Below are 22,114 nucleotides of genomic sequence, written 5' to 3'. Positions count from 1 at the left end.
GCTGGGGTGGGGGCGCCGCCCCTGCCGCCCCGCCGCAGCCGGTCTATCCGCCGGGGATGCAGCCTGGCATGTTCCCGCAGCGTGGTTCGGGTTTCCTTGGGTCCGCCCTGACGACGGCGGCAGGTGTCGCTGGCGGCATGATGGTGGGTAACGCCCTGACGGGCCTGTTCAGTGGCCATCATGACAGTGATGCCGGCTTTGGCGCGGGTGGGGTGCCCGGTGGTGGTGAAACCATCATCAACAACAATTATGGCGATTCCGGCGCGGGTGGCGCATCCGCTGATCCGTTCGCGGGCAGCGGCACGACCGCCGATCAGGGCTTTGACGCCGGTGGCGACAATGCAGGCGGGTTCGATGATGGCGGCGGTTTTGATGCGGGTGACGACAACAGCTTCTGACGCAACCATCCCAACATGACGATGAAAAGGCCATCCAGGTGCGATGGCCTTTTTTATGATGGTATCCCCATCTGGCGCCACAGATGGAAAATCCCGGCCAGACATGCCGTGGCATCGTATTATTATGGGCCTTGTTATTATGCGCCTTGCCGGGAGGTGGTTCGATGACGCAGGGCATCTTGTTCAATACGGAGGAACCGCCGGGCCGCAGGGATGCCCCCGCACAGGCGCTGTCGCCCGGTGCATGGCTATTGCCCGGCCTTGTCCACGACCGGGCAGGCGTACTCCTGTCGATCATCAGCGATATCGTACGGCGTGCGCCGTTACGGCATATGGCGACGCCCGGTGGGGGCCGCATGTCGGTGGGCATGAGCGGATGTGGCGCGCGTGTCTGGGTCAGTGATGCGGCGGGATACCGTTATGAAACGCATGATCCCCGGACGGGACGGCCGTGGCCGCCTATGCCTGCCCTGTTGCGTGACCTTGCGGGGGAATGCGCGCAAAAGGCGGGATATGCACGGTTCGTGCCGGATTCTGGCCTGATCAACCGTTATGGCCCGGGTGACCGGATGGGGCTGCATCAGGATCGTGATGAACGGTGTGACGCGCCCATCGTCTCCATCTCGCTCGGGGTGGCGGCGGTGTTCCTGTGGGGCGGGCCAACACGTGCGGCCCCTGTGCGCCGCATCGTGGTGCGCCATGGGGATGTCGTGGTGTGGGGCGGGGCGTCACGCCTGACATGGCACGGGATCGCGCCACTGCTCCTGGCGCATCATCCGCTGTGTGGGGATGTGCGCTATAACCTGACATTCCGCCTGACTGCCTGACCACCTGACGACGCGGGATGCGTGCCCGCCCTGTCAGGCGATCGGCCTGCTAAAGTGATGGGGGATCAGGCCGTAAGTGCCGCAGCCGCGCGGGCACGGGTGGTGATTTCGGTTGCGTCCGGGGTGCCCGACGGCACCAGCCATGACCCGCCCACGCACAGTACTGACGGCAACGCCAGCCAGTTTGCCGCCGTGTCCTGACGGATCCCCCCTGTGGGACAGAAACGGACCTGTCCGAACGGGGCCGACAACGCCTTGAGCGCTGCAATCCCGCCTGACGCCTCGGCAGGAAAGAATTTGAAGCGTGTCAGGCCAAGGTCAAGCCCGCGCATGATGTCGCCCGCATTGGCGATGCCCGGCAGCAGCGGTACGTCCGCGTCCCGCGCCGCATGCGCCAGCGGCTTGGTCAGGCCGGGGCTGACGATAAAGCGTGCGCCTGCCCGCACGCTGGCATCGAGGTCGGCCTTGTTCAGCACCGTGCCCGCACCGACGACCGCGCCTTCGACCTTTGCCATTTCCGCGATGACGTCAAGCGCGCGCTCCGTACGCAGCGTAACCTCCAGCGTGCGCAGCCCCCCCGCGACAAGGGCCTCGGCCACGGGACGGGCATGAGCAGGGTCATGGATGACAAGCACCGGAATGACCGGGGACAGTGTCATGATGTCTTCGATGGTAGCCACGATGGTGTTTCCTTGGTTTTATCTGGTCCCGGCGGGGCGGGGATGACGGTATCTTATGCCCGGCTTTACGTCCGGGTTCTGTGCGCGGATTTTACGACAGCCCTTCGGCTTCGGCCATATGGTCCATCGCGGCAAGAATGGCCGAAGCCCCGCGTTCGGGGCTGTCCACACCGTCACGCATCAGCGCGAACAGTTCGCGTCCCGTGCCGAAACCACCCCTTGGTCCGGTGGCGGGCGTACGCTGTTCCCATTGCGCCGCATCCATCAACACGTCGATGCGCCCGGATCGCGCGCATACCCGCACCATGTCCCCATCGCGCAGGCGCGACAGCGGGCCGCCGGCATGGGCCTCTGGGCCGATATGGATGGCGGCGGGTACCTTGCCACTGGCCCCGGACATGCGGCCATCGGTCATCAGCGCGACCTTGTGGCCGCGATCCTGAAGGACGCTGAGTGTCGGTGTCAGGCGGTGCAGTTCGGGCATGCCGTTGGCAGCCGGTCCCTGAAAGCGCACGACGACGATCACGTCACGATCAAGTTCGCCTGCCTTGAACGCGTCGATCACGTCCTGCTGGTCTTCGAATATCCGGGCCGGGGCCTCAATCGTCCAGCGTTCTGGCGCCACGGCGCTCGTCTTGTAAATGCCGCGCCCGAGGTTCCCCTGCATCAGGCGCATGCCGCCATCCTTGCGGAACGGGTTGGCTGGTGCGCGCAGGACCGTGTCGTCGCGTGATGGCCCGGCTTCTTCCCATACCAGTCTGTCGTCGCGCATATGCGGTGCGGTGCGGTAACGGGTGAAGCCACCTTCGGTGACGGTCAGGATATCAGGATGCAGCAGTCCGGCATCAAGCAGGGAGCCAATGAGGCTGGACATGCCGCCTACCTGATGAAAGCCGTTCACATCGGTCGATCCGTTGGGATAGACGCGCGTCAGTTGCGGCACCACGGCGGACAGGCGGTCGAGGTCTTCCCAGTCGATGATGATGCCCGCTGCGCGCGCCATCGCCGGGATGTGGATGGCAAGGTTTGTGGACCCGCCCGTCGCCAGCAGGCCAACGGCGGCGTTGACGATGGCGCGTTCGTCAACGCAATGGCCCAGCGGGCGGTAATCGTTGCCGTTCGGCCCGATCTGCGTCAGCCGGTGGATGGCCGCGCGCGTCAGTTCCTGACGCAGTTTCGTGTTGGGCGGCACGAAGGAGGAGCCGGGCAGGTGCAGGCCCATGACCTCCATCAGCATCTGGTTGGTGTTGGCCGTGCCATAGAACGTGCAGGTGCCCGGCGCGTGGTAGGACGCTGCCTCTGCATCCATCAGGCGTTCGCGATCCACCTTGCCTTCGGCATAAAGCTGGCGGACACGCTGCTTTTCGCTGTTGGAAATGCCCGAAGGCATCGGCCCCGACGGGATCAGGATGGTGGGCAGGTGCCCAAAGCGCAGCGCCCCCATCAGCAGGCCCGGTACGATCTTGTCACAGATGCCAAGCATCGCGACGCCTTCGTACATCCCATGGCTCAGCCCGACCGCGGTGGACATCGCGATCACGTCACGGCTGAACAGCGACAGTTCCATCCCTGGCTGACCCTGTGTCACGCCGTCGCACATCGCGGGCGTGGCCCCGGCCACCTGTGCCGTGGCCCCGACCTCACGGGCGAACAGCTTGATCTGGTCCGGGTACCGGCCATAGGGCTGATGCGCGGAAAGCATGTCGTTATAGGATGTGATGATACCGATATTCATCGCGCGCTGCGCCCTGATACCGGCTTTGTCCTCTCCTGCCGCGGCAAAGGCGTGGGCAAGGTTGCCGCAGGCCAGGTGCGGGCGCGATATGCCGGCGTCCTTTTCCCGTGCGATCAGGTCAAGGTAATGGCGACGCGATCGTGCGGAACGTTCGATCACGCGATCGGTTACGGCAGTCAGGACAGGATTCAGGCTCATCAGTTCTCACAGAATGTCATGTGGCCGCAGATTGCTGTTGCAATCCCGATGATACATTTTCTGTTGCGTCCGGCCGCAAAGGAACAGGGCGGAACGCGGTATTTCGGCCGGATTGATATCGTCATGGCATGGCGACATATCAGAATGAAGTTATATATGACATAATATTAACAAAAACAAGACATAAAATTATAATTAATGTCTCGTTTTGGTATTTTAATTATTTATGCGTGCTGTTCGTCACCAGATTTACAAAATTCCGTTCCTGATCCGGGTTATGGGGGCGGCACCATATCCAACCAATCGCCGCATGGGTGCAACGCTGTGGCAGCGCGATATTTGCATGGGGGATTCATGAAATGATCATGGGGCATGAAAACAGGTGGTGCCGGGCATGGATGCTGGCGGTTGGGCTGGTCCTTGTGGTGCAGGTATTGTCGCCCGGGGTTCTGCGGGCCGCCCCACAGGAACCGTCACCGCCACAGTTTACCTACCATCATATGTGGACCGATGCACAGGGTATCAGCCATATCGCGACCTGTCCGCTGACACGGTTCGTGTTGGAGAGCATGTCCCCACCCGCGGGCCCGCAATGGCAGGACCGGCAGCCAGACGGCCGTGCGACGGTGCTGATGACGGTGCAGCCCCCACATTGGGACGGGACATGGCATGAAGATCCAAAGGTGCAGTGGATTGTGCCCCTGCATGGGCGTTGGTTTGTGCAGGCGATGGATGGCGCGCGTGTCGAAATGGGGCCGGGGGACGTCCTGCTGGGCGAGGATCAGAATACCCGCCCGTTTCGCACCGGGCCGATGCAGGGGCGCAGGGGACATCTGGGGGGCAATGTTGGCGACGGTGCTGTGGACCTGATGGTCGTGCAGATGGATATATCCCCAACCATCGGGCAACCCTGTCATTTCCACTGATAAACAGGTGATAAACAGGTGTTTCGGCATTCTGGGATGACAATGAACAGCAAGCCCCGGGGAAGCGTTTTCAAAAGCTGCAAAAGACATCGCCCCTTTGGGAAAAGGCAGATCCCAGAGATTTTATGATTTTTATGTCAGATGGTTATGTGGAACTGATCATTCCAGCCCCTGTCCCGGAATGGTGTCAGGGCACAGGCGTAATCACAGACGTGGCCGCGATGTATCGTATCGGATATATGCGTGGTGCCTGGGATAGGGGGCGCCAGGGCAAGGAAAAAGGCATGCCCGGGAAAATATTGGGAAAATGATGGTGAGCCGGGTGGGATTCGAACCCACGACCATTCGATTAAAAGTCGAATGCTCTACCGACTGAGCTACCGGCTCACGATAAGGGGATCTGGCCTGCCGTAACAGGGGTCAGGTCATGGACGACCCGACGCGCCTTGACGTCCCTTTACTGCTCAAGCGGGGGTGTAGGCGGCCTGATGCGGACTGTCAAGGAGAAGATGAAAATATACCCGCGAACTAAATCGCTGATATTAAGGGGAGTTGTTGTCCGTTACGCCACGAATTGATGATCGTGACCCTGCGGGATTGTTTCAGGACACCCTGCGGCGCACGGTAATGGCAAACGGGAATACCGGGGCGGGGTCTGGGGATCGGGGTGCTTTTTTACCGGCAGGTTGTCTTTTCCGGACGTTCTGGCCAAAAGCTGCCCTGAAAACTTCTTTATGATTTCAATATGTTCCCTGACGCGCCTTTCGGCGGTGCCCGTGTTGGGGACCATGATGACATGGCCCCCATGTGCGGCTTGCGTGTGCCGCACCGGTGTCTGGGTTCAGGCCGCCGCGTCGTCGGCAGGACGCATCTTGATGATGCGGTCGGGCTCCTGCACCATGCCGCTATGTCCCGCGCCACGCTTGATCTGGTCGATATGGTCCATGCCTTCGATCACCTGGCCGACGATCGTGTACTGGCCATCAAGGTGGGGGGAGGGTTCGAACATGATGAAGAACTGGCTGTTGGCGCTGTCGGGGTTCATGGTGCGGGCCATGCCGAGCGTGCCGCGTTCGAACTTTGCCTTGTTGGTGAATTCAGCCTTCAGGTCCGGCAGCTTGCTGCCCGACGTGCCGGTGCCGGTCGGGTCGCCGCCCTGTGCCATGAACCCATGGATGACGCGGTGGAACGGTGTGTTGTCATAAAACCCTTCGGCCGACAGCGTGCGGATGCGTTCCGCCGCCAGGGGCGCGAGGTCGGGACGCAGGCGGATGACCACGCGCCCGGTCTTGAGGTCCATGTTGATAAGGTCGGCCTTGTTCGTGTCAGACATGACGGTCCGTTTCCTGTCGCTTGTGATTGAAAAAAACTGGCGGGCGTCCCATGCGCGCAGGGGACGCGCAGCCAAGGGCTGCTTTCAGCGGCCCTGCAGGCGCGCCAGAACGCACTGACGGGTGGAGGGGGAGACAAAGTCCGTAATGTCCCCCTCCAGCCGCGCGATCTCCTTGACCAGGCGGGAGGAGATATACTGGTTCCCCTGTCGCGCCATAAGGAAAACGGTCTCGATATCCGGGGCCAGATGCGTGTTCATTGCTGACATCTGGTTCTCGTAATCGAAATCCGCAACCGCCCGCAGGCCACGAAATATCGCATGTGCCCCATGCGCATGGGCGGCGTTGACCAGCAACCCTTCGAATCCCACCACCTCGATCACGGTCGAAGGGGGCAGGCCAAGGGCCGCGATATCGGTGCGCAGGCACGCAATCCGCTCTTGCAGTGAAAGCAGGGGCTGCTTGGTCGTGTCCTTTGCCACCCCGATCACCAGACGCCCCACCAGACGGGACGCCCGCGCGATGATATCGAGGTGGCCATTCGTCACCGGGTCAAAGGTGCCGGGGTAAAAGCCGGCGCGCACACGCGCGTCAGTCATCGTGGCCGTCCGTTGCGGCACCGGTTTCGCCGGTCGCGTTTTCATCCGTGCCTGTCGCGTCGGTCTCATCATCTTCGCCATCATCCATGACAGGGAAGACGCTGGTGACTTCTTCGGTATCGTTCAGGCGGAACAGGGTCACGCCGCTGGCCTGTCGGGACATGATGCGGATCTGGTCCACCGGCAGGCGGATCAGGCGGCCCGCATCGGTGACAAGCATGACATCCGTTCCCGCGAGCACCGGCAGGGTCGCAACCACCGCGTTGCCACGCCGCGCGGTGGGAAAGGACATGTTGTTGATACCCAGCCCGCCGCGTCCGCTGACACGGTAGTCATAGGCGGAGGAACGACGGCCAAACCCGGCATTGCTGACGATCAGGAGGATTTCCTCCGCCCCTTCCATTTCCATCACGCGTTCGGGGGGCAGGGCGAGGTCGGTGGCCGTTTCCTCGTCATCGCTGGCGATATCGGGGGTGGTGTCGGTGTCTTCGCCGTTCTGGGCGGCATTTTCGGCGCGGCGGCGTGCGTTGGCAATCCGCAGATAGGCGGACCGTTCCTCCACCGTGGCGTCAACATGGTTCAGCACGCACAGGCTGTTGACCTCGTCCCCTTCGGCAAGGCGGATGCCGCGCACGCCCGAACTGCCGCGTCCCGCGAACACGCGCAGGGTGTCGTCCGTGATCTGGAACCGGATGCAGCGCGCATTGCGCGTGCCAAGGAAGACGTCCTGCCCTTCGCGGCAGGTGGCGACGCCGATCAGCCTGTCGCCGTCATCCAGCTTCATGGCGATCAGCCCGGAGGAGCGGATATTGCGGAAATCGCTCAGCCTGTTGCGCCGCACGTTCCCTGATGATGTGGCAAAGACAAGGTGCAGGTTCTCCCACAGATCCTCGTCCTGCGGCAGGGGCAGCACGGCAGTGATCGAATCCTCGCCAAGGTCGGGCAAAAGGTTGACCAGTGCGCGTCCCTTGGCCGTGGGGCTGGCTTCGGGCAGGCGCCAGACCTTTTCACGATAGGCCTTACCGCCGGAGGAGAAGAACAGCACCCATTGATGCGTATGGGCATTGAACGAACGGATGATGATGTCATCGCCCCGCCGTCCCGCCGCCGTGCGCCCGCGCCCGCCACGGTTCTGCGCGCGAAAGACGTCAAGCGGCGTGCGTTTGATGAAACCGTCACGCGTGATGGTCACGACCATCTGCCCCGGTTCAATCAGGCTTTCATCCGTCTGGTCGCCTGCGTAATCGGCGATGTCTGTGGCACGCGGCGTTGCGATTTCGGCGCGCACCGTCGCCAGTTCGTTGCGCATGACCTCCATGCGGCGCGGACGGCTGGCGATGATTTCCAGCAGTTCGTTGATGCGTGTCGCGACTTCGGACAGTTCCTGCTGGATCTTGTCACGTTCCAGTCCGGTCAGGCGCTGCAGGCGCAGTTCCAGGATGCCGCGTGCCTGTGCCTCCGTCAGGTGGACGCGCTGGTCCACCACCACATTGCCCTCATCATGGATCAGCGCAAGCAGCGGGGCGATGTCACCCGCGTCCCATGCGCGTTCCATCAGGGCGGCGCGCGCGGTGGCGGCGTCCGGGGCCGCACGGATCAGTGCGATGACCGCGTCGATATTGGCCACCGCAATGACCAGCCCGACCAGCAGGTGCCCACGGTCGCGCGCCTTGTTCAGGTCAAAGCGTGCGCGGCGCAGGATGACTTCCTCGCGAAAGCGGATGAAGGCCTGCAATACGTCCTTCAGGCCCATCAGGCGCGGCTGCCCGCCATCAAGGGCGAGCATGTTGACCCCGAATGAAGTCTGCAACTGCGTAAAGCGGTACAACTGGTTCAGCACCACCTCGGGCGTCGCGTCACGCTTGATCTCGATGACGATGCGCATGCCCGAACGGTCGCTTTCGTCGCGGATGTCGGAAATGCCCTCCACCTGCTTGTTACGGACCAGTTCGGCAATGCGTTCCTGCAAGGTGGCCTTGTTCACCTGATACGGGATTTCGGTGACGATGATGGCCTTGCGGTCACGGCGGATATCCTCGACCTCGGCACGGGCGCGGATGATGACGGACCCGCGTCCCGTTTCGAACGCACTGCGGATGCCCGCGCGGCCCAGGATCGTCCCGCCGGTGGGAAAATCGGGGCCGGGGACGTACTGCAAAATGTCGTCGAGCGTCATGTCGGGACGTTCGATCATCGCCAGCGTGGCGTCGATGATCTCGCCGGGGTTATGCGGCGGGATGTTGGTGGCCATGCCGACTGCGATGCCCGATGCACCGTTGACCAGCAGGTTGGGGAACGCGGCGGGCAGGATCTGGGGTTCCTGCTCGCTCTCGTCATAATTGGGCTGGAAATCGACGGTGTCGCGGTCGATATCGTCAAGCAGGAAAGAGGCCGCCCGCGCCAGGCGTGCCTCGGTATAACGCATGGCGGCGGGGGAATCGCCATCGACCGACCCGAAATTGCCCTGCCCGTCGATCAGCTTGACCCGCATCGACCATGACTGCGCCATGCGCACCATGGCGTCATAGATGGAGGAGTCGCCATGGGGGTGGTATTTACCCATGACGTCACCGACCGCACGGGCCGATTTGCGGTACGGCTTGTCATGGGTAAAGCCGCTTTCGCGCATGGAATACAGGATGCGTCGATGCACCGGTTTCAGTCCGTCGCGCACATCAGGCAGCGCGCGGCTGACGATGACGGACATGGCATACGCCAGATAGGAGGAGCGCATCTCCTCCTCAATGGTCACCGGCAGCATGTCGGAGGGCGGAGTCTGTTCGGGAATTTCGGTCAAGGCAGTTCCGTCATGGCTGGTTTTCGCACGCATTCGGGGGAAAGCGGGCGGGGGCGGGCATCAGGACTCGCATCGCGCATGGCGTGCGGGTTTGTTGCCCTCCAATAGCAGAATTGCGCCCATGCGCGAAGCATGTCGCGCATGGGAACGTACGGGCGGGGGCGCGGGCGTGCAAGTGCCTATCCCGCATCGCATTGCGTATGCGCCTGTTCCCCTGATGTCGCAGCACGCGCCGCCCCCGTGCGGTCGCATGCGCATCAGGCGAAAGAGAGATAGCATGGCGGCACGCCGTCGGTCAGCCAGACGCCATTATCCGCCCGCCATAATGTCAGGCCATCATCATGCATCCGCCCTGCCGCGACGCGCATGACCACGGCCCGGCCATGGCGTGTCCCAACCGTCATGGCCGTGGCCTCGTCGTTGGAAAGATGGACATGCCGCCTGCGTCCGGGCAGCAGCCCGTCACGGAAAATCGATTCCAGGCTGGTGCGTGCCGTGCCATGCCACAGGACCGCAGGCGGGATGGCGGGGGGCAGCGCCAGATCCACCGCGATGGAATGGCCCTGTGCCGCGCGGATCCGTTTGCCGTCGGGCGACAGGGTAAAGCGCTGCTTGTCATTGTCGCGCACCACGCGTTGCAGGCTCGGCAGGTCGAATGTCTGGCCATGCCTGCGGGCCTGACGGATCAGGATGGTGGTTTCCACCCACCCCTGCGGGTCGAGGCTGATAGCGATCCGCTCCGGTGCGTGACGCAGTACAAGGCTGAGGAATTTGCTGATTTCGCGATCGGTCAGGGGCCGTCGCGTGCGGGGGGCGTCCGTCTTCATGGGGCCTGTTCCGTTCTTTGCGGCTCCGCTCTCTTGTGCTGTGCCCGGCGATACGGGCCACCTGTGAAAAAGGGCGCATTCGCGCGCCCTCCTTCAGTCGTGGATTTTGAATATATATTTTTGAATATATATTTTCAGGCAGCCTTCGCGGCCTGTCAGACGCGGCGCACTCAGAACGGGATTTCATCGTCAAGGTCGCTGCCGCCCGACGGCGCGTCCCATCCGCCGCCGCCACCTGCGGGTGGCGTGGAACGGGGGGCCTGCGCCGGGCGGGGCGCGCCACCGCCATACCCGCCACCCCCACCGGGGCCGCCGCCATACCCGCCACCTTCGCCACCCTCACCGCCGCGATTGCTGTCGAGCAGGACGAGTTCGCCACGGAAACGGTCGATCACCACCTCGGTGGTGTAACGCTCCATCCCCGACTGGTCCGTCCATTTACGGGTCTGCAACGTCCCTTCAAGGTAGACCTTGCGCCCTTTGCGCAGGAAACGTTCGGCCACATCGCCAATGCGTTCGTTGAAGATGACAACGCGGTGCCATTCCGTACGCTCGCGCCGTTCGCCAGAGGCGCGGTCGTTCCATGTCTCGCTGGTTGCCAGGGTCAGGGATACGATTTTTGCGCCGTTCTGGCTGTTGCGGATCTCCGGGTCCTTGCCCAGATTACCTACGAGGATGACCTTGTTGACGCTACCCGCCATTTGATGTCCTGCTTGCTGTTCGGGTTCGCGGGCGGCTGCCTTGCATCCCGGTATCGGGGGCAGGGGCCGGTCCGTCGGAAACCGCCATGTCCGCCGCTGGGCGGTCCGGCCGGTCGTGATCCCCCATCCTAGAACAGATTGGGCCGGAACGGCAAAGCCCTGCTTTGGCGATATGCTGCGTCTTCCCCGATGCAGTGGTGGAAAGGCAATCGGGAAAAAATCGGCGACTTCCCTCACGGCCCCTTGCCCTATGAGTGGGATGGGGACAGAACAACATGGCAACATCACATTCGGTCCCCACGCGGCGTCGGTGGGGCAGGAGGATAATATGGACGATTCTTCTCCCGCACGGGCGGGGGCCGGTGTGCAGCACGTAACCGGCCCGGCGATTCGGGTGCGGGGCGCACGCGCGCACAACCTCAAGGACATTGATGTCGATATCCCGCGCGACGCGCTGACGGTCATGACGGGCCTGTCGGGGTCGGGGAAATCGTCGCTGGCGTTCGACACCATCTATGCCGAAGGGCAGCGCCGCTATGTGGAAAGCCTTTCGGCCTATGCGCGGCAGTTCCTGGAACTGATGGGCAAGCCGGATGTGGATTCGATCGAAGGCCTGTCCCCCGCCATTTCCATCGAGCAGAAGACCACGTCGAAAAACCCGCGTTCCACCGTGGGTACGGTCACGGAAATCCATGACTACATGCGTCTTTTGTGGGCGCGCGCGGGTGTGCCCTATTCCCCCGCCACCGGCCTGCCGATCGAGGCGCAGACCATCAGCCAGATGGTCGATCGTGTGATGGCCATGCCGGAGGGGACGCGTCTGATGCTGCTTGCCCCGGTTCTGCGTGACCGCAAGGGCGAATGTCGCAAGGAACTGGCCGACCTGCAGCGCAAGGGCTTTACCCGGGTGAAGGTGGACGGGACGCTGTATGAAATCGCCGATGTGCCGGACCTGAACCGCCGCCTGCGCCATACGGTGGAGGCAGTGGTGGACCGCATCGTCGTGCGCGAAGGGCTGGAATCACGCCTTGCCGACAGTTTCGAAACCGCGTTGTCGCTGTCCGATGGGCTTGTCTATGCCGAGGAGGTGCGGCGCGCGACGGATGAATCCGATGACACACCCACGGAGCGCACCGTTTTTTCCTCGCGCTTTGCCTGTCCCGTCAGCGGCTTTACGCTGGAGGAGATCGAACCACGGCTGTTTTCCTTCAATGCACCGCAGGGCGCCTGCCCCGCCTGTGACGGAATCGGGCTGGAGACGTTCTTTGACCCCCACCTCGTGGTCCCGGACGAGGGGCTGTCGCTTGCCGGTGGGGCCATTGCGCCCTGGCGCAACAGCCAAAGCCCGTATTACCAGCAGACGCTGGCTGGTGTGGCCGCACATTACGGTGTCAGCATGGATACGCCCTGGCGCGACCTGCCGCAGGAGGTGCGCGACGTCATCCTTGATGGCGGGCGTGATCCCATCGCCTTCACCTACCGTGATGACCGCCGCAGCTATACCCTGACCAAGCCGTTCGAGGGCGTTGTCACCAACCTGCGCCGCCGCATGGCGGAAACCGACAGCGTCTGGGTGCGCGAGGAGCTTTCGCGTTATCAGTCTGAAAAGCCGTGTCATGTCTGCCATGGTGCGCGCCTTCGGCCGGAGGCGCTGTCGGTGAAGGTGGCGGGCCTGAACATCGCGCAGGCGTCCGACATGCCCATCCGCCGCGCGCTGGAATGGTTTGCCACCGTGGAGGAAACGTTAAGCCCGCAGCGCGCGGAAATCGCGCGGCGCATCCTGCGTGAAATCCTTGACCGGTTGCGGTTCCTTGATGATGTGGGGCTGGATTACCTGACGCTGTCGCGCGGGTCGGCCACGCTGTCGGGGGGGGAAAGTCAGCGCATCCGCCTTGCCAGCCAGATCGGCTCGGGCCTGACGGGGGTGCTGTATGTCCTTGACGAACCGTCCATCGGGCTGCACCAGCGCGACAATGAACGCCTGCTGGGCACGCTGGAACGGCTCAAGCGGCTGGGCAATACGCTGATTGTCGTCGAACATGACGAAGATGCGATCCGTGCCGCGGACTGGTTGATCGACATGGGGCCGGGTGCTGGCGTCAATGGCGGGAATGTCGTTGCGTGCGGCACACCGCAGCAGGTCGCCGCCAATCCCGACAGCCTGACGGGGGCGTATCTGTCGGGGCGTAAACGTATCGAGGTCCCGGCACAGCGCCGCCCCATCGACCCGGCGCGTGAACTCGTCCTGCGTGGGGCGTGCGGCAACAACCTCAAGGATGTGACCGCGCGCTTCCCGCTGGGCACGTTCACCTGCGTCACGGGGGTTTCGGGCGGGGGCAAGTCCACACTGGTGATCGACACGCTGTACAAGGCCCTGTCGCGCCGCCTGATGGGATCGGGACAGAACCCCGCCCCGTATCGGGACATCGACGGGATCGAACAGCTCGACAAGATCATCGACATCGACCAGTCCCCCATCGGGCGGACCCCGCGTTCCAATCCCGCGACCTATACCGACCTGTTCACCCCGATTCGCGACTGGTTCGCCGAACTGCCCGAAAGCAAGGCGCGGGGTTACAAGGCGGGACGTTTTTCCTTCAACGTGAAGGGCGGGCGGTGCGAGGCGTGCCAGGGGGATGGCGTGCTGAAGATCGAGATGCACTTCCTGCCCGACGTGTTCGTCACCTGCGATACGTGCAAGGGCGCGCGCTATAATCGCGAAACGCTGGAGGTGAAGTTCCGTGGCCAGTCGATCGCCGATGTGCTGGCGATGTCGGTGGACGAGGCGCTGCCTTTCTTTTCCGCCGTGCCGCGCATCCGCGACCGCCTTGCCATCCTGCAGAAGGTGGGGCTGGGTTATGTTGCGCTGGGGCAGCAGGCGACGACCCTTTCAGGGGGGGAGGCGCAGCGTGTGAAGCTGTCGAAGGAACTGGCGCGGCGTGCGACGGGACGCACGCTCTACATCCTTGATGAACCGACGACCGGCCTGCATACCGAGGATGTGCGAAAGCTGCTTGAGGTGCTGCATGCGCTTGTGGCGCAGGGCAACACGGTGGTGGTGATCGAACATAACCTGGAGGTGATCAAGACCGCCGACTGGGTGATCGACATGGGGCCGGAAGGGGGCGACGGCGGTGGCCGTATCGTGGCCGAGGGCACGCCGGAGGACATTGCCGCGACTTCCGCAAGCCATACCGGCCGGTTCCTGCGTCCGCTCCTGCGGGGGGCAGGCGCCAAGGCGGCGAAGGCGGCACTTGCGCAGCAGCCGGGCGATGCGCCTGCAAAGCAGAGTCCCGGGCGCAAGGGCGTGAAAAAAACTCCCGCCGCGTCGAAAACGCGCACTGTGGCGGCCAAGGTCACGCCAAAGGCGAAAAAAGGCGGAAAAAAGCCGATGAAGGGCGGATAGAACCCGCCATGGCGGGACGCGGTTGCACGCGTGATGGGAAAAAACAAAAAATATTGTGCCCATCATGCGGAAAATGCTTGCGTTCCGCCCGGCAGAAGCCCTATCAGCGGCGCTCTTGGCCCAAGGGGGCAATGTCTGCCCAACAGGCTGTCTACTGGTTTGGGGGTACGTGATGAACGCACTTGCTCAACTGGGGATGGTCTCGGAACTCCCGAGCGATAACCAGATCTCTTCAGCGCCGTTTTCGTCCGACGACGACCGGAAAGATTACTTCGTCGAAAAAGACGGGATGAAGTTTGCGGGAACGCATCTTCTTGTCGATCTTTGGGATGCGCACAATCTTGACAATCCGGAACAGATTGACCGCACCCTGTGTGAAGCCGCAGTGACGGCCGGGGCGACAATCCTGCACAGTCACTTCCATCATTTCACGCCCAATGGTGGTGTGTCGGGTGTGGTCGTGCTGGCGGAAAGCCACATTTCCATCCATACGTGGCCGGAGCGTAACTTCGCCGCCGTGGATATCTTCATGTGCGGCGCATGCGACCCCCACCTTGCGATTCCGGTCATGCAGCGCCTGTTCCAGGCCGGCCGGATCGAGGTCGATGAACAGCGTCGCGGCCGCGTCGCGCTGTAATGCGTGCGCATGGGAACACGTCATGTGTTCCCATGCCGTGGCGTGTTTTTCCCGCCCATAACCGATACTTCCCGCATGGGAAAGAATGGCAGGCCGGACCCTTGTGTCCGGCCCGCTTTCGCATGGATATTTTTCAAGGAGTACCGTGATGTCCGACATCTGGATCAGCGAAACCCTCTATGGTGGCTGGCGGCAGCAGTTTCGTGTCAACAAGATGCTGGCCCAGACCAAGAGCGCGTTCCAGGACATCGCGGTGTTCGAGAACGAGGATTATGGCCGTGTCCTGATGCTCGATGGTGTTGTGCAGATCACCGGGCGTGATGAGTTCGTGTATCAGGAAATGCTGACACATGTGCCGCTGCTTGCTCATGGGGCGGCGCGCAATGTCCTGATTATCGGGGCGGGGGACGGCGGTGTCCTGCGTCGTGTGCTGCAACATGGCACCGTCGAACGCGCGGTCATGGTGGAAATCGACGGGGAGGTCATCTCCCTGTCCAAACAATTCCTGCCCGACATCGCAGGGGATGCATGGAACGATCCGCGTGCCGAGGTGATCGTGGGCGATGGCATCGAATATGTTGCCACCGCGCCCGATGCCTCCTTTGACGCGATCATCGTCGACAGCACGGACCCGATTGGCGTGGGCGAAGTCCTGTTTACCGATTCGTTCTATCGTCATTGCGCGCGAATCCTGACGGATAACGGCCTGATCGTGAACCAGTGCGGCGTGCCCTTCATGCAGGCCGATGAACTGCGTGACACCAGCGCGCGCCGTGCGCAGTTCTTCCGCCATGTCTCGGCCTATGTCGCGGCGGTTCCGACCTATGTCGGCGGGTTCATGACACTGGGCATCGCGGCGAAGGGGGATGCACCGGGCACGCAGGATGTCGCGACGATCCGTGAACGTGCGCGCAAGGCAGGCATTGGGGAGTGCCAGTACTGGACGCCCGAAATGCACGTCGCCTCCTTCGTGTTGCCGCCCTACATCGCGCGGAACCTGCCTGGTTATACCCCCAGGGGCTGACCCCGTACGGGTGGGATGTCGCACGTCCCGCCCTTTGGCCTGACCTTCATAAATGGCTGTTTGAAAATGACAGCGTGGTCGGGAATGACAGACGTTCCTGAATGTCGCCTTTGATTTTAAAGGCGACATCTTTGGGTGATTTTTAAAAAAGGTGCGCCCAAAACTTTTGTTGTTCCGGCAAGTCGCAGGTTCCGCCGTTTCAGGCATCCCTTTTGGTCAGGTTCCAAAGGGGGTGCATGTTTGAAAATAGCGGCACCCGGAACCCCTTATCAGACGCTGTTTGATAAAGTCAGACTCAATAACATCCTGAAATTATAAAGATTTTTGGTGAAGCTTTTTCTAAAAAGCTTCAAAAGACGCTGCCTTTCTGAAAAAAGGCAGCACCCAAAAACGTTTCTTATTTTGTATCAATGAGTTGTTTTCAAACGCTCTCTTATTTGGGCGCTGGTATGTTGCGTACCGTCCTGCGCACACTTACGAGGCGTATCTTCAGCGTGTCCACCGCATTGCTGAACGCCTTGAAATGTGGCGTTGCCTGATGGGCGTCAAACGCCGCGGGGCTGTCATAGACCTCGTGCAGGATCACCGTATCCGGTTCATCCGGCGTGGTCAGCACGTCAAAGCATGAACATCCCGCCTCATCCGTGACTGACCGGATGCTGTCCTCGATGCAGGCTACGAGGAAGGGCGCGCGCGTGGCGGCCGTGGTTTCGAATTCCGCGATGATGATCAGGGGCGTGTCGGTCATGTCTGGCATCCTTGTCACAAGGGAATCAGATGCCCCGCACCGGTGCATGCCAGCGTGGGCGCATGGACGCGGGACATCAGGCGTTTTCATGGATTGACTTGTGTTCGGGTGTCATGTCAAGCAGTCGGGTATCGATACGGGAGAGACCGGCCATGTGCCGGCGCCGAAGGAGCAACCGCCCCGGAAACTCTCAGGCAAAAGGACCGGTCGATGATAACTTCTGGAAAGAGGCGCCCGGTTCCGGTGCGCCCGCCGACGGGATAGCGATCTCAGGCACAGGTGACAGAAGGGGCAGGTGATATCCATTACGGAGTCGCAGGAGCCCTTTTCATGTCCACGCTTTCGGCACAGATCATAACGATTTCGCAATTTCCTGCATCCCCCCGCACATGTCCCGCCTGTGCGCGCCATCATGCCGTGATCCGTACCCTGCCGGCATCCGTGCCGTCGCGGGGCGTGGGTCGTGGCGCGTGCGCTGTCGGGTCATATCGCAATGACGAGGTAGTCTTCGCATGACCGAGGGTCTTTTGCGCACGCCGCTGCACGCGCTGCATCTTGAACTGGGGGGGCGCATGGTGCCCTTCGCCGGGTATGACATGCCGGTCCAGTATGAGGCCGGTGTCATGGCCGAACACCTGCATACCCGCGCGGCGGGCAGCATCTTTGACGTCTCGCACATGGGACAGGTGCGCGTGCGCCCGCGTTCGGGCGTCATGGCGGATGCGGCGCTTGCGCTTGAACGTCTGGTCCCTGCCGATATCCTCGCCCTGCGTCCCGGACGGCAGCGTTATGCGCTGCTGATGCGCGAAGATGGCGGCATCAGCGATGACCTGATGATCGCCAACATGGGGACATGGTTCCTGCTGGTGGTCAATGCGGCGTGCAAGGATGCGGATTTTGCCCTGATACAGGCGGGAATTGCCGATGTATGCGAGGTGGAGTTCCTGTCGGATCGCGCGCTGATCGCGGCGCAGGGGCCTGCGGCGGTTGCGGCGATGGCCGAACTGGCCCCCGCGACGGCGGCCATGCGGTTCATGGACGTGATCGAAACCGATATCGCGGGCGTTGCCTGCATCGTCTCGCGCTCGGGCTATACCGGGGAGGACGGGTTCGAGATCGGCATGCCTGCCGGACAGGCGGAAGATGTTGCCCGTGCGCTGCTGGCCTGTACGGATATCGCGGCGGCCGGGCTGGGCGCGCGCGACAGCCTGCGGCTGGAGGCCGGGTTGTGCCTGTATGGGTCGGATATCGACACCACGACGTCGCCGGTCGAAGGCGCGCTGGAATGGTCGATCCAGAAAAGCCGCCGCCCCGGTGGCGTGCGCGCCGGTGGCTATCCCGGTGCTGATATCGTGGCAAAGCATCTCTCCGAAGGGGCTGCGCGCCGTCGCGTCGGCCTGCGGGGGGAGGGGCGTGCCCCGATCCGTGGCGGTGCGCCGTTGTTCAGTGATGCCGAAGGCACGCACCAGGTCGGGCATGTGACATCGGGTGCGTTCGGCCCCAGCGTCCCCGGACCGGTTTCGATGGGATATGTCGATACGGCATCGGCGGCCATCGGCACGCCGCTGTTCGCGGGTGTGCGGGGGCGTGTCCTGCCGGTTCATGTCGTGGCGCTGCCGTTCGTGGCGCCGACCTTCCGGCGCTAGGTCCCGGTTTTCCACCCCGGTTATTTTCAACCCCCAACATTACGGAAGAATGGGCGGATCATGAGCATCTATTACACCAAGGAACATGAGTGGCTGCGCATCGAGGGTGACGAAGTCGTCGTCGGCATCACGCAGCATGCGGCAGATGAGCTGGGCGAACTGGTCTTTGTCGAAGGCAAGGATGCAGGCACCGACGTCGCGCAGGGCGACAGTGTCGCGGTTGTGGAATCGGTGAAGGCCGCCTCCGACATCTATGCCCCGGTTGGTGGCACGGTCACATCCTTTAACGACGCGTTGTCCGATGATCCGTCGCTGATCAACCGCGAGCCGGAGGCCGGCGGCTGGATCGTGCGCATGAAGATGGCTGACAGGTCGCAGCTTGACGGCCTGCTGGATGCTGCGGCCTATGCCGCGCTGCTGGCCTGACATTCCTGCTGCCTGTGACCTGACGGAGTTCCCGATCATGACGTCTTCCACCGATAATTCCCCCCTGTGGCAGGGTACGGGCAGCGATCCTGACGCGTTTTGTGCGCGTCATGTTGGCCCCGACGCCCACGATGTGCGCGACATGCTTGATGTCGTGGGGGCCGAAAGCCTTGAGGACCTGATGGCGCAGACCGTCCCCGGCGATATCCGCCTGAAGGGGGAAATGGGTTTGGGTGCCGGCATGTCCGAAACGCAGGCCCTTGAACGCCTGCGTCAGATCGCGGGCCGCAACAAGGTGATGACGTCCCTGATCGGGCAGGGATATTACAATACGTTCCTGCCGGGCGTGATCCAGCGCAACGTGCTGGAAAGCCCGGCCTGGTACACGGCCTATACCCCGTACCAGCCTGAAATCAGCCAGGGCCGGCTGGAGGCGCTGCTGAACTTTCAGACGCTTGTGACCGAACTGACCGGGCTGGACGTGGCCAATGCCTCCCTTCTGGATGAGGCGACGGCGGCGGCGGAAGCGATGGCCATGGCCCGTCGCGTCGCACGCAGCAAGGCAATGTCGTTCTTTGTCGATGCGGACTGTCACCCGCAGGTGATTTCCGTCCTGCGGACCCGTGCCGAACCGATGGGCTGGACGCTGGTGGTGGGCGATCCGGCGCATGACCTGCACGCGGACGAGGTGTTTGGCGCATTGTTCCAGTATCCGGGGTCGTCCGGGCAGGTGCGTGATCCGCGTGCCGCGATCGCGGCCCTGCATGCGGCTGGTGCGATCGCGGCGATGACGGCGGACCCGATGGCGCTTCTGCTGCTTGAAAGTCCGGGCGCGCTGGGGGCTGATATCGCGGTCGGTTCGATGCAGCGTTACGGCATGCCGATGGGCGCGGGTGGCCCGCATGCGGCATATATGGCGGTGCGGGATGCGTTCAAGCGCAACATGCCCGGTCGCCTTGTCGGCGTATCGATCGATTCGCGGGGCGAGCCTGCCTATCGTCTCGCGTTGCAGACGCGCGAACAGCACATTCGCCGTGAAAAGGCGACGTCGAACATCTGTACCGCGCAGGTGCTGCCTGCCGTCGTATCGTCGATGTATGCGCTGTATCATGGGCCGGACGGGCTGCATGCCATCGCCACGCGTATTCATCGCCTGTGTGTCGTGGCGGCGGCGGGTCTGCGCGCGCTGGGCGAGGATGTGCGCACGGATGCGTTCTTTGACACGCTGACCATCGCGACGGGTGAACGCACGGCGGACATCGTCAATCGTGCGGTGGCGGCGGGAATGAACCTGCGCCGGGTTGATGCGCATACCCTTGGCCTCAGCCTTGACGAAACCACGACACCCGAAGTGGTGCGTGCGATCTGGACCTGCTTTGCCGGTGATGCGGCCCGCGTGGCCGCGATGGAAGGGACGCTTGACGCCCCGGCCACCGCAATCCCACAGGCGCTGGCGCGTACGGGCGCGTTGCTGACGCAGGCGGTCTTCAGTGCCTATCGCTCTGAAACTGACATGCTGCGTTACCTGCGCCGCCTGGCGGACAAGGATCTGGCGCTGGACCGTTCGATGATCCCGCTGGGGTCATGCACGATGAAGCTGAACGCGACGGCGGAGATGATGCCGATCACGTGGCCCGAATTCTGTGACATCCATCCCTTTGCCCCGGCGGACCAGATGGAGGGGTATGCCGAACTGTTCGCGGAACTGCAGCAGATGCTGTGCCGCATCAGCGGGTATGACGCCGTCTCGCTCCAGCCCAATTCGGGTGCGCAGGGCGAATATGCCGGGCTGCTGGCGATCCGTGCCTATCACCGCGCACGCGGCGAGGCCGGGCGTGACGTGTGCCTGATCCCGGCATCAGCCCATGGCACCAACCCGGCTTCGGCGCAGATGGCGGGGATGAAGGTTGTCGTCGTCAAATGCGATGAACATGGCAACGTGGACATGGATGACCTGAAGGCCCGCATCGCGCAGCATGCGCAGCAGCTTGCCGCGATCATGATTACCTACCCCTCCACCCATGGCGTGTTTGAACAAAGCGTGCGCGAACTGTGCGATCTGGTTCATGCGGCGGGTGGGCAGGTTTACCTGGATGGCGCGAACATGAATGCGCAGGTCGGGTTGTCACGGCCGGGGTCATATGGGTCGGACGTCAGCCATTTCAACCTGCACAAGACGTTCTGCATCCCGCATGGCGGTGGTGGGCCGGGCATGGGGCCGATCGGGGTTGGTGCGCATCTGGCGCCTTTCCTGCCCGGTCGCCCCGAACTGGGCGAAGCCAATGCCGTGTGCGCGGCCCCATTCGGTTCAGCCGACGTGTTGCCGATTTCATGGACCTATATGAAAATGATGGGGGATGCGGGCCTGCGTCGCGCGACCGAGGTTGCGATCCTGAATTCCAATTACATTGCGGCGCGGCTGTCGGATTATTACCCGGTGCTGTATCGCGGGGTGAACGGGCGGGTGGCGCATGAATGCATCATTGACCTGCGTCCCGTGCGCGATACGGCCGGGGTCACGGTCGATGATATCGCCAAGCGTCTGGTCGATCATGGCTTTCACGCTCCGACCGTGAGCTTCCCCGTCGCGGGCACTTTCATGATCGAGCCGACGGAGTCCGAGGGCCTGCGAGAGCTTGACCGTTTCTGTGAGGCGATGATCGCCATCCATGAAGAAATCGGCGAGGTCATGGACGGCAGGATCAAGGTGGAGGACAGCCCCCTGCGCCATGCGCCGCATACCGTGCGTGACGTGACCGACCCGGAATGGGACCGTGCATATGACCGTGCGCGCGGGTGCCTGCCCGGTGCGGTGCAGGCGGGAAGCAAATACTGGTCGCCGGTCAACCGGCTGGACAATGCGTATGGGGATCGTAACCTCGTCTGCTCATGCCCTGACCTTTCGACCTATGCCGAGGACTGATCCAGGGATGCGCTGGCGCATCTGAGGGTATTTCGAAAAGCCGCCCTTTACCGGGGCGGCTTTTTTTCTGGAAATCCGTCTGTGCGATATCCATGAAAAGCGTTCAGGGGCTGTTGGAGCGACTGTTTTAAAACACTCCATCAAGAGAGAACGCGAACATTTCAGGCGTTATCCTGTTTTTTTGCAAAGTCCGGCTCAATAATATCCTGAAATTATGAAAGTTTTTGGTGAAGCTTTTTCTAAAAAGCTTCAGAAGACGTCGCCTTTTTGAAAAAAGGCGACACC

Annotated in this window: 18 protein-coding genes, 1 tRNA gene and 1 riboswitch; of the genes, 10 read left to right on the top strand and 9 right to left on the bottom strand. The window is 62.5% G+C overall.

The window, feature by feature from the left end:
- On the top strand, positions 1-398 hold a 398-nt coding region (locus B7G66_RS09190; RefSeq protein ID WP_048859126.1), incomplete at its 5' end, for a DUF2076 domain-containing protein.
- A 164-nt stretch (positions 399-562) separates the two neighbouring features.
- Complete coding sequence (gene alkB, locus B7G66_RS09185; protein WP_003617877.1) at positions 563-1,225, top strand: DNA oxidative demethylase AlkB; 663 nt, start codon at positions 563-565, stop codon at positions 1,223-1,225.
- A 65-nt stretch (positions 1,226-1,290) separates the two neighbouring features.
- Here the strand turns inward: alkB and eda are convergent, their stop codons facing one another.
- Together eda and edd are read right to left on the bottom strand one after the other, a co-directional pair.
- Entirely contained in the window at positions 1,291-1,905 is a 615-nt protein-coding gene (gene eda / locus B7G66_RS09180) for a bifunctional 4-hydroxy-2-oxoglutarate aldolase/2-dehydro-3-deoxy-phosphogluconate aldolase (RefSeq protein WP_003617879.1), read from the bottom strand.
- Positions 1,906-1,996: 91 nt separating this feature from the next.
- Positions 1,997-3,838 carry a phosphogluconate dehydratase gene (gene edd, locus B7G66_RS09175; protein WP_003617881.1) on the bottom strand — a complete coding sequence of 614 codons (1,842 nt, stop codon included), beginning with the start codon at positions 3,836-3,838 and terminating at the stop codon, positions 1,997-1,999.
- Positions 3,839-4,197: 359 nt separating this feature from the next.
- Here edd and B7G66_RS09170 point away from each other — a divergent pair, with 359 nt between their 5' ends.
- The gene (locus B7G66_RS09170) at positions 4,198-4,764 is read left to right on the top strand and encodes a cupin domain-containing protein (protein WP_003617884.1); all 567 of its coding nucleotides are present in this window, start codon (positions 4,198-4,200) and stop codon (positions 4,762-4,764) included.
- A gap of 311 nt (positions 4,765-5,075) precedes the next feature.
- Here B7G66_RS09170 and B7G66_RS09165 read toward each other — a convergent pair.
- From B7G66_RS09165 to ssb, 6 genes are all read right to left on the bottom strand, one after another.
- Positions 5,076-5,151 (bottom strand) — tRNA-Lys (locus B7G66_RS09165).
- 454 nt (positions 5,152-5,605) lie between these two features.
- On the bottom strand, positions 5,606-6,097 hold the full coding sequence (locus B7G66_RS09160; RefSeq protein WP_003617886.1) for a peptidylprolyl isomerase: 492 nt from the start codon (positions 6,095-6,097) through the stop codon (positions 5,606-5,608).
- Positions 6,098-6,181: 84 nt separating this feature from the next.
- Positions 6,182-6,694, bottom strand: coding sequence for a pantetheine-phosphate adenylyltransferase (coaD, locus tag B7G66_RS09155; protein ID WP_040510454.1), 513 nt, complete (start codon positions 6,692-6,694; stop codon positions 6,182-6,184).
- Positions 6,687-9,524 (bottom strand): DNA gyrase subunit A, encoded by a 2,838-nt coding sequence (gene gyrA / locus B7G66_RS09150; protein ID WP_408735295.1) that lies wholly within the window; start codon positions 9,522-9,524, stop codon positions 6,687-6,689. The genes coaD and gyrA overlap by 8 nt, the downstream gene beginning before the upstream one ends.
- Before the next feature lie 224 nt (positions 9,525-9,748).
- A complete protein-coding gene (locus B7G66_RS09145) occupies positions 9,749-10,318 on the bottom strand; it encodes an RNA 2'-phosphotransferase (RefSeq protein ID WP_003617889.1) in 570 nt (189 codons plus the stop codon).
- Positions 10,319-10,488: 170 nt separating this feature from the next.
- Positions 10,489-11,019, bottom strand: coding sequence for a single-stranded DNA-binding protein (gene ssb, locus B7G66_RS09140; protein WP_003617890.1), 531 nt, complete (start codon positions 11,017-11,019; stop codon positions 10,489-10,491).
- 328 nt (positions 11,020-11,347) lie between these two features.
- On the opposite strand from ssb, the gene uvrA reads away from it, so the two are divergent.
- From uvrA to speE, 3 genes are all read left to right on the top strand, one after another.
- Positions 11,348-14,425: an excinuclease ABC subunit UvrA gene (gene uvrA, locus B7G66_RS09135; RefSeq protein ID WP_225578673.1), complete on the top strand. Its 3,078-nt coding sequence runs from the start codon at positions 11,348-11,350 to the stop codon at positions 14,423-14,425.
- 172 nt (positions 14,426-14,597) lie between these two features.
- Positions 14,598-15,062 (top strand): adenosylmethionine decarboxylase, encoded by a 465-nt coding sequence (gene speD, locus B7G66_RS09130; RefSeq protein WP_040510456.1) that lies wholly within the window; start codon positions 14,598-14,600, stop codon positions 15,060-15,062.
- A 148-nt stretch (positions 15,063-15,210) separates the two neighbouring features.
- A complete protein-coding gene (speE, locus tag B7G66_RS09125; RefSeq protein WP_040511500.1) occupies positions 15,211-16,086 on the top strand; it encodes a polyamine aminopropyltransferase in 876 nt (291 codons plus the stop codon).
- A gap of 433 nt (positions 16,087-16,519) precedes the next feature.
- Here the strand turns inward: speE and B7G66_RS09120 are convergent, their stop codons facing one another.
- On the bottom strand, positions 16,520-16,834 hold the full coding sequence (locus B7G66_RS09120; RefSeq protein ID WP_003617897.1) for a putative quinol monooxygenase: 315 nt from the start codon (positions 16,832-16,834) through the stop codon (positions 16,520-16,522).
- Positions 16,835-16,960: 126 nt separating this feature from the next.
- Positions 16,961-17,050, top strand: a riboswitch (glycine riboswitch).
- A 114-nt stretch (positions 17,051-17,164) separates the two neighbouring features.
- On the opposite strand from B7G66_RS09120, the gene B7G66_RS09115 reads away from it, so the two are divergent.
- From B7G66_RS09115 to gcvP, 4 genes are read left to right on the top strand one after another with little or no spacing between them, the layout of a single operon-like run.
- Positions 17,165-17,350, top strand: coding sequence for a hypothetical protein (locus tag B7G66_RS09115; protein ID WP_003617898.1), 186 nt, complete (start codon positions 17,165-17,167; stop codon positions 17,348-17,350).
- Positions 17,347-18,480, top strand: a complete 1,134-nt coding sequence (gene gcvT / locus B7G66_RS09110) for a glycine cleavage system aminomethyltransferase GcvT (RefSeq protein ID WP_003617899.1) — start codon at positions 17,347-17,349, stop codon at positions 18,478-18,480. Before B7G66_RS09115 ends, gcvT begins: the two co-directional genes overlap by 4 nt.
- A 60-nt stretch (positions 18,481-18,540) precedes the next feature.
- Entirely contained in the window at positions 18,541-18,906 is a 366-nt protein-coding gene (gene gcvH / locus B7G66_RS09105; protein WP_003617900.1) for a glycine cleavage system protein GcvH, read from the top strand.
- A gap of 37 nt (positions 18,907-18,943) precedes the next feature.
- A complete protein-coding gene (gene gcvP / locus B7G66_RS09100; protein ID WP_040511503.1) occupies positions 18,944-21,829 on the top strand; it encodes an aminomethyl-transferring glycine dehydrogenase in 2,886 nt (961 codons plus the stop codon).
- The last annotated feature ends 285 nt before the right edge of the window (positions 21,830-22,114 follow it).

Source organism: Novacetimonas hansenii JCM 7643 (assembly GCF_000964405.1).
GTDB classification, from domain to species: domain Bacteria; phylum Pseudomonadota; class Alphaproteobacteria; order Acetobacterales; family Acetobacteraceae; genus Novacetimonas; species Novacetimonas hansenii.
Note: the sequence above shows the minus strand (reverse complement) of the source record. Positions and strands in the feature narration are given on the sequence as shown.

Excerpts from the sequence above, each read along its gene's own strand:
- gcvP (WP_040511503.1), top strand. The coding sequence starts at position 18,944 with ATGACGTCTTCCACCGATAATTCCCCCCTGTGGCAGGGTACGGGCAGC.
- uvrA (WP_225578673.1), top strand. The coding sequence starts at position 11,348 with ATGGACGATTCTTCTCCCGCACGGGCGGGGGCCGGTGTGCAGCACGTA.
- edd (WP_003617881.1), bottom strand. The coding sequence starts at position 3,838 with ATGAGCCTGAATCCTGTCCTGACTGCCGTAACCGATCGCGTGATCGAA.
- alkB (WP_003617877.1), top strand. The coding sequence starts at position 563 with ATGACGCAGGGCATCTTGTTCAATACGGAGGAACCGCCGGGCCGCAGG.
- ssb (WP_003617890.1), bottom strand. The coding sequence starts at position 11,019 with ATGGCGGGTAGCGTCAACAAGGTCATCCTCGTAGGTAATCTGGGCAAG.
- B7G66_RS09120 (WP_003617897.1), bottom strand. The coding sequence starts at position 16,834 with ATGACCGACACGCCCCTGATCATCATCGCGGAATTCGAAACCACGGCC.
- B7G66_RS09115 (WP_003617898.1), top strand. The coding sequence starts at position 17,165 with ATGTCCACGCTTTCGGCACAGATCATAACGATTTCGCAATTTCCTGCA.
- B7G66_RS09160 (WP_003617886.1), bottom strand. The coding sequence starts at position 6,097 with ATGTCTGACACGAACAAGGCCGACCTTATCAACATGGACCTCAAGACC.
- speD (WP_040510456.1), top strand. The coding sequence starts at position 14,598 with ATGAACGCACTTGCTCAACTGGGGATGGTCTCGGAACTCCCGAGCGAT.
- gcvH (WP_003617900.1), top strand. The coding sequence starts at position 18,541 with ATGAGCATCTATTACACCAAGGAACATGAGTGGCTGCGCATCGAGGGT.
- gyrA (WP_408735295.1), bottom strand. The coding sequence starts at position 9,524 with ATGCGTGCGAAAACCAGCCATGACGGAACTGCCTTGACCGAAATTCCC.
- speE (WP_040511500.1), top strand. The coding sequence starts at position 15,211 with ATGTCCGACATCTGGATCAGCGAAACCCTCTATGGTGGCTGGCGGCAG.
- gcvT (WP_003617899.1), top strand. The coding sequence starts at position 17,347 with ATGACCGAGGGTCTTTTGCGCACGCCGCTGCACGCGCTGCATCTTGAA.
- B7G66_RS09145 (WP_003617889.1), bottom strand. The coding sequence starts at position 10,318 with ATGAAGACGGACGCCCCCCGCACGCGACGGCCCCTGACCGATCGCGAA.
- B7G66_RS09170 (WP_003617884.1), top strand. The coding sequence starts at position 4,198 with ATGATCATGGGGCATGAAAACAGGTGGTGCCGGGCATGGATGCTGGCG.
- coaD (WP_040510454.1), bottom strand. The coding sequence starts at position 6,694 with ATGACTGACGCGCGTGTGCGCGCCGGCTTTTACCCCGGCACCTTTGAC.